The 6,710-nt window shown below is 70.5% G+C and carries 4 protein-coding genes; 3 read left to right on the forward strand and 1 reads right to left on the reverse strand.

What is annotated here, in order from left to right; genetic code table 11:
- Positions 1 to 98 precede the first annotated feature (98 nt).
- Complete coding sequence (locus NS3_RS24520) at positions 99 to 1,850, forward strand: sensor histidine kinase (RefSeq protein WP_067864179.1); 1,752 nt, start codon at positions 99 to 101, stop codon at positions 1,848 to 1,850.
- Positions 1,851 to 1,856: 6 nt separating this feature from the next.
- On the opposite strand, the gene NS3_RS24525 is transcribed toward NS3_RS24520, so the two are convergent.
- Entirely contained in the window at positions 1,857 to 3,032 is a 1,176-nt protein-coding gene (locus tag NS3_RS24525; RefSeq protein WP_245649787.1) for a beta-ketoacyl synthase N-terminal-like domain-containing protein, read from the reverse strand.
- Positions 3,033 to 3,219: 187 nt separating this feature from the next.
- Here NS3_RS24525 and NS3_RS24530 point away from each other — a divergent pair, with 187 nt between their 5' ends.
- Both NS3_RS24530 and NS3_RS24535 read left to right on the forward strand, forming a co-directional pair.
- A complete protein-coding gene (locus NS3_RS24530; RefSeq protein WP_067864182.1) occupies positions 3,220 to 4,569 on the forward strand; it encodes a diguanylate cyclase domain-containing protein in 1,350 nt (449 codons plus the stop codon).
- A 261-nt stretch (positions 4,570 to 4,830) separates the two neighbouring features.
- Positions 4,831 to 6,710, forward strand: a 1,880-nt coding sequence (locus tag NS3_RS24535; protein WP_067864221.1) for a HelD family protein, incomplete at its 3' end; no start/stop codon positions are given.

Below are 6,710 nucleotides of genomic sequence, written 5' to 3' on the forward strand. Positions count from 1 at the left end.
TTCCCGGTCGCGGCAGTGGGGTGCACAGGGCCGAAAGTCCCCGATGCGCGGACTAGAATCGCCGTGCGCGGCGGTTGCGCCGAGGGGACGGGGAGATCATGATCGATCGGGGCGAAGACCGATACTCGGTGCGCGACAGCACTTCCCGGACTCGCCTGCGCGAACTGCTCGCCGAGGTCGAGAACCGGGTGGAGCGGATCATCGATTCCCGCGACCGCATGGACGGGCTCGTGGAGGCCATGCTCACCGTCACCTCCGGGCTCGATCTGGACGAAACGCTGCGCGCCATCGTCCGCACCGCCATCAGCCTGGTCGACGCCCGTTACGGCGGTCTGGCGGTGCGCGACCGCGACGAGCAGGTGACCCAGTTCATCGAGGGCGGCGTAAACGAGCAGGTGCGCGAACGGATCGGCAGACTGCCCGCGGGCCACGGCGTGCTCGGCGCGGTGTTCCGCCGGATCGATCCGCTGCGCATCGACGAACTGGCCGCCCATCCGGAATCGGTCGGCTTCCCGACCGGGCATCCGCCCATGAGCTCGTTCCTCGGAGTGCCGATCCGCATCCGCGACGAGGCGTTCGGCAGCCTCTACCTGACCGACAAAGCGTGCGGCGCGGCCTTCACCGACGACGACGCGACACTGGTCCAGGCGCTGGCCGCGGCGGCGGGTATCGCGGTCGACAATGCCCGCCACTACGAGTCGGCCAGGACCAGGCACGCCTGGATCGAGGCCACCCGGGACACGGCGACCGAGTTCCTGGCAGGCGCCGACGCCGACGAGGTGCTCACCCATGTGGTCGAGCACGTGCGCGCGCTGACCGGTTCGCAGCGTTGTTTCCTGGCCTGTGTGCCCGACGGCCCGATCGCGCCCGGCGAGCCGACCGATCTGCTGATCACCTGCTGGTCGGGTCCGGGCCGAGGGCATGAGGGCGCCGTCATCCCGGCCGGGGGAACCGTCCTCGGCGACGCGCTCGAACGCCGCGGACCGCTGCGGTTCGAGGAGGCCGCCGACGGCGATTTCGGCGTGCCGTTGCCCGACGCGGGCCCGGCGCTCGTGTTGCCGCTGAGCACCCCGGACGAGACGCTGGGCGTGCTCGTCGCGGTCCGGTCCGCCGATTCGCCGCGCTATCCCGACGAGTTGATCGAACTGACCACCGCCTTCACCGACCAGGCGGCGATGGCGATGCAACTGGCCGACGCGCAGCGCCGGATGCGCGAACTCGATGTGCTCGCCGACCGCGACCGCATCGCCCGCGATCTGCACGACCACGTGATCCAGCGCTTGTTCGCGATCGGGCTCACCCTGCAGGGCGCGATGCCGAAGGTGGAGGTGCCCGAGGTGCGCAACCGGCTCTCGGCGGTGGTCAACGAACTGCAGGAGGTCGTGCAGGAGATCCGGGGCGCGGTATTCGACCTGCACAGCACCGACGACGGCGAGGGTTTGGCGCAGCGGCTCGAGCGCGCGGTGCGCAGGCAGACCGGCGATTCGGCGCTGCGGTCCACGGTGCGGGTGAACGGCCCGCTGTCGGTGGTCGACGGCGAGCTCGCCGATCATGCCGAGGCGGTGGTGCGCGAGGCGGTCAGCAATGCCGTGCGCCACGCGGGCGCGGACACGCTCACCGTGGAGATCAGCGTGGACGACGAACTGACGATCGTGGTCGGCGACAACGGCTGGGGCGTGCCCAAGCGGGTGGCGCGCAGCGGCCTGCGCAACCTCGAGCAACGGGCGCAGAAGGCGGGCGGCCGGTTCGATGTGGGCCCGGCGCGCGAACCGGGCGGCGGCGGACTGCCGGGGACGCTGTTGCGCTGGTCGGTCCCGCTGCCCGCGCAGGAGAAGAGCGCGGGCGAGTAGGGCGGATCACGCGGGTCCCAGCACCAGCATGGAGTTGTGGCCGCCCATGCCGAGCGCGGACTTCACCGTGATGCCGCCGCCGAAGGGCTGCACGCCGTCGAGCAGCCGCGGGTGCGCGGGCGCGACGACCGGCGCGGCAGGCATCACCCCGCGCTCGTAGGCCAGCGCCGCGACGGCGATCTCCACCCCCGCGGCCGCACCCTGACTGTGCCCGGTGAGCGGTTTGAGCGCGTATACCCACGGGCGATCGCCGAACACGGCGGCCATCAGATGACGTTCGGCCGCATCGCACTGCTCGGTCCCGGTGCCGTGTGCGTTGAAGTAGGCGACGTCGCCCGGATGCACCCCCGCCCGCGCCAGCGCGGTGCGCGCGCAGTCGACGATGTGCGCGTGGGTGGGTTCGATGGACACCACGTGGTGGGCGTCGTTGGTCATCGCGCCGCCGAGCACCGTCGCGTACGGCCTGCCCAGGTCGCGGCTGAGCACGAACGCCGCCGACGCCTCACCGAAGCCGAAACCGCGGCTTCCTTCCTGGAAGGGACGGCAGGCGGTGAGCGGGTCGGCATCGGCGACCGCGGCGCCGAGCCGGACGAAATGGTCGACCATGTCCGGGGTGCACGACATGTCCGAGGTCACCACGACGACGTCGTCGGCGAGTCCCGCGTCCAGCCACAGTTGCGCGGTGATCATGGCGGCGTTGCCCGAGCTGCAGGCCGCGGAAACGTTCATCGACGGACCGTGGAAGCCGAATTCGCGCATGACCGTCGCGATCGGCGTGGACGGCAGCAGGCTCAGGTAGCCGCGCGATCCGCGGTGGCCGCCGTCGACGGTATAGAAGTCACGCCAGTTGCGGACGTCGCCGAGCACGATCGCGTGGATGACGCCGACTGTCCGGCCTGGTTCCCAGCCGCGGTCACGGGCATCGGTGACCGCCTCGCGCACCGATCCGTGGACCGCGCGGGCATAGCGGTGTTCGCCGACCTCCGGATCGCCCCCGTCGGGAACCAGCGCGATCCAGGCTTGTTCGTCGCGCCCCGGCCCGTACCCGGGATGCAGCGTGGCCGCCGACTTCCCGCTGAGCAGCCCCCGCCACAGCGTCTCGACGCCCCATCCGTATCCGGTGACCGCCCCGATCCCGGCGATTCCCATGCCGTGTTCCGGTCCCGATCCGACATCCGGCATACCCGCTCCTCCCCGGTCTCGGGCGCCCCGTGTGGCCCGCAACCCACCTTTCCATGTCCCGCGCCTTGGTGTAATGATCAAGTTCGGGGTAATTGCGAAGTCCTGAGCCAGAATGTGAGCTGGACAACAGCGATAGCGGTGTGATCTTTTTCAACCATAGCGAGGTCTACGATCGGGGGTCGACGAGGTGGGTGAGGAGCTTACGAACGACGCGGTCGACGCCGAGCAGCTCGCCCAGCGTTATCGGGCGCTGATCGAGCACACACCGGACGGGATCTGCGTGCACGAGCACGGGATCATCGTCTACGTCAACCATGCCGCCGTGCGCCTGGTCGGCGCGCGCGACGCGGGCGACCTCGTCGGCCAGCCGCTCACCCGGTTCGTCGACCGCGAATACGTGCCGGCGATGCTGCACCGCATCAGCAGACTCACCACAGCGGGCGCGGCCTCGGCGCCCACCGAAATGGAACTGCGGCGCCTGGACGGCAGCACCGTGCCCGTGGAGACCGTCTCGGTACTCACCCCCTGGCACGATCACTACGCCTACCAGGTCGTCATCCACGACCTGAGCGCACAACGGGCCGCCGAGGACGCGCAGCGCCGCGCCGAACAGCACTTCACCGCCGTGGTCTCGCAACTGGAGGAAGGCGTGGTGGTGATCGCGCGCGGCGGCGTCATCGAATCGGCCAACCCCGCCGCGCTGCGCATCTTCGGCGCGGTCGAGCACGCCGACGAGGTGATCGGACGCGACATCGAGGACCTGCCGTTGGTCCTGCTCGACGCCAACAGCAGACCACTGCCGGTGACCGAGCACCCGATGGCCCGCACGCTGGCCACCGGCGAGCCGTTCACCGGTTACGTCTTCGGCGTCGACCGGCGCGACGGGCAGCGGCGCTGGCTCTCCGGCAGCAGCAGGCTGCTCAATCCCGGCGACCGGTACTCCTCGGCGGTCTCGTCGTTCTCCGACATCACCGAGTTCCGGGCCAGCCGCCGACAGCTCGAGTACCAAGCCACCCACGACTCGCTGACCGGACTGGCGAACCGAGCGCTGATCCTCTCGCAACTCGCGGGCGCGCTGGCCGCCACCAGCGACGATCTGCCGGTGAGCACGGTGCTGTTCATCGACCTCGACGAATTCAAGTCGATCAACGACTCGCTCGGCCACGCCACCGGCGACACCGTGCTGCAGATCGTGGCACAACGGCTGCAGCGCGCGCTGCGCGGCGACGATCTGATCGGCAGGCTCGGCGGCGACGAGTTCCTGGTGCTGCTGGCCGCCGACCCGGGCCGGGTCGACATGGACGGCATCATCGCCCGATTGCGCGCCACGATGGCCGAGCCGATCGTCGCCAACGGCCACCGCATCGAGGTGCGCGCCTCCATCGGCGGCACCACCCTGATACCCGGCGACCCGCGCACCCCGGAAGCCGTACTGCACGACGCCGACGTGGCCATGTACCGGGCCAAGCCGCCGGGCCATCGCGACCGTTTCGGCACCGGCCACCACCGCGGCATCGACTCCTCGCACGTGGGCTGACGCCACTTCCGCCCGGACGCGACCCTTCGCGGCCTCGGGTGAGGAGCACCAGCGGCGAACTCCCAGTAGACTCGACAGCTCTTGTTTTCCGCCGTGCGCGCATGCCCCACGCACGGCGTCCCCGCGCGGCGCGCTTCCCCACCGGACAGCGGCATCGAAAAGGAGTTCACAGTGCCCGACCGCCTCCCCCTGGCCGGCGACACGACCGACGCCGCTGCCGAGCGCGACCGTGAGATCGCCCGCGAGCAGGAATACCTGACGATGCTCTACGACCGGCTCGACGGGATGCGCGCCTACACCCAGAACCGTTTGCGCACCGTCCTGCTGGAGAACAGCGGCGCCCCGCAAGCCCGCAGCGAGCGCGAATCGTTCACCCAGCTCTACACCGAGGAACTCACCAAGTTCGACGCCGCCGAGCACGGCCTGTGTTTCGGCCGCATCGATCTGGCGGCCGAGGGCGAGGAACCCAGGTACATCGGCAGGCTCGGCATCCTCGACGAACGCGACGACTACGCCACCCTGTTGCTGGACTGGCGCGCGCCGATGGCCCGTCCGTTCTATCTGGCCACCACCGCCGCGCCGGACGGGGTGACCCGGCGCAGGCACATCCGCACCCGCAACCGCTCGGTCACCGCGATCACCGACGAGTACCTCGACCTCGACGCCGCCGAGCGCGCGGGCATGGTCGACACCGGCGGCGGCGTCGGCAGCGAGAGCGCGCTGCTGGCCGCCCTCAACGCCGCTCGCACCGGCCACATGACCGACATCGTCGAAACCATTCAGAGCCAGCAGGACGCGATCATCCGCTCCGAACACAAGAGCGTGCTGGTCGTGCAGGGCGGGCCCGGCACCGGCAAAACCGCGGTCGCCCTGCACCGCGCCGCCTACCTGCTCTACAACTTCCGCCAGCAGCTGGCCAAGTCCGGCGTGCTGATCGTCGGCCCGAACGCCACCTTCCTGGACTACATCGGCCAGGTGCTGCCCTCGCTCGGTGAGACCGGCGTGCTGCTGTCCACCGTCGGGGACCTGTATCCGGGGGTGAAGGCGACCAGGACGGACACCCTGCGCGCGGGCGAGATCAAGGGGTCGCTGCGGATTCTCGAGGTGCTCAAGCAGGCCGTGCGCGAACGCCAGGAGGTGCCCGCCCAGCCGATCGCGCTGTCCTTCGACGGCTACCCGGTGACGCTGGACAAGAAGATCGCCACCAGGGCGCGGGGCCGGGCCCGTTCCTCGCGCCGCCCGCACAATCTCGCCCGTCCGGTCTTCGCCACCTCCGTCATCGACGCGCTCACCGAGCAGCTGGCGCAGACCATGGGCGCGGACCTGTCCGGCGGGCCCAGCCTGCTCAGCCGCGCCGATCTGGCCGAGATCCACGACGAGATGAAGTCCGATCCCGCCGTGCAGGCCGCGATCGGACGGCTGTGGCCGCTGTTGACCCCGCAACAGGTGCTCGCCGACCTGCTCGCCGACCCGGATCGCCTCGACAAGGCCGGCCGCTCGCTCGAGCCGGAGGAACGCGCCGAACTGCTCCGTCCGGACACCGGCGAGTTCAGCGCCGCCGACGCCCCGCTGCTCGATGAACTGGCCGAGTTGCTCGGCGTGGACGACGCCGAGGAACGGGAGCGCGCCCGCAGACGCTGGCGGTCCAAGATCGCCGAGGCGCAGGACGCGCTCGACATCCTCACCGGCTCCGCGCCGCAGGATCTCGAAGACGATCTCGATCCGGAGATCCTGATGGCCTACGACCTGATCGACGCCGCCCAGCTGGCCGAACGTCAGGACGTGCGGGCCAAGCTGACCGCCGCCGAACGCGCGGCGGGGGATCGCACCTGGACCTACGGGCACGTCATCGTCGACGAGGCACAGGAGCTCTCGGAGATGGCGTGGCGGATGGTGATGCGGCGCATCCCGAACCGGTGGATGACGGTGGTCGGCGATGTCGCCCAGACCGGCGACCCGGCGGGCGCCTCGTCCTGGCAGGACGTGCTGGAACCGTATGTCGCCCAGCGCTGGAAGCTCACCGAGCTGACCGTCAACTACCGCACCCCCTCGGAGATCATGTCCGTCGCCGCCGATGTGCTCGCCGCCATCGATCCGGGGGCGAGCGCACCGCGGTCGGTGCGCGCGTCCGGGCACCCGCC

The organism is Nocardia shimofusensis NBRC 100134 (assembly GCF_001613125.1).
GTDB classification, from domain to species: domain Bacteria; phylum Actinomycetota; class Actinomycetes; order Mycobacteriales; family Mycobacteriaceae; genus Nocardia; species Nocardia shimofusensis.

Excerpts from the sequence above, each read along its gene's own strand:
- NS3_RS24520 (WP_067864179.1), top strand. The coding sequence starts at position 99 with ATGATCGATCGGGGCGAAGACCGATACTCGGTGCGCGACAGCACTTCC.
- NS3_RS24525 (WP_245649787.1), bottom strand. The coding sequence starts at position 3,032 with ATGCCGGATGTCGGATCGGGACCGGAACACGGCATGGGAATCGCCGGG.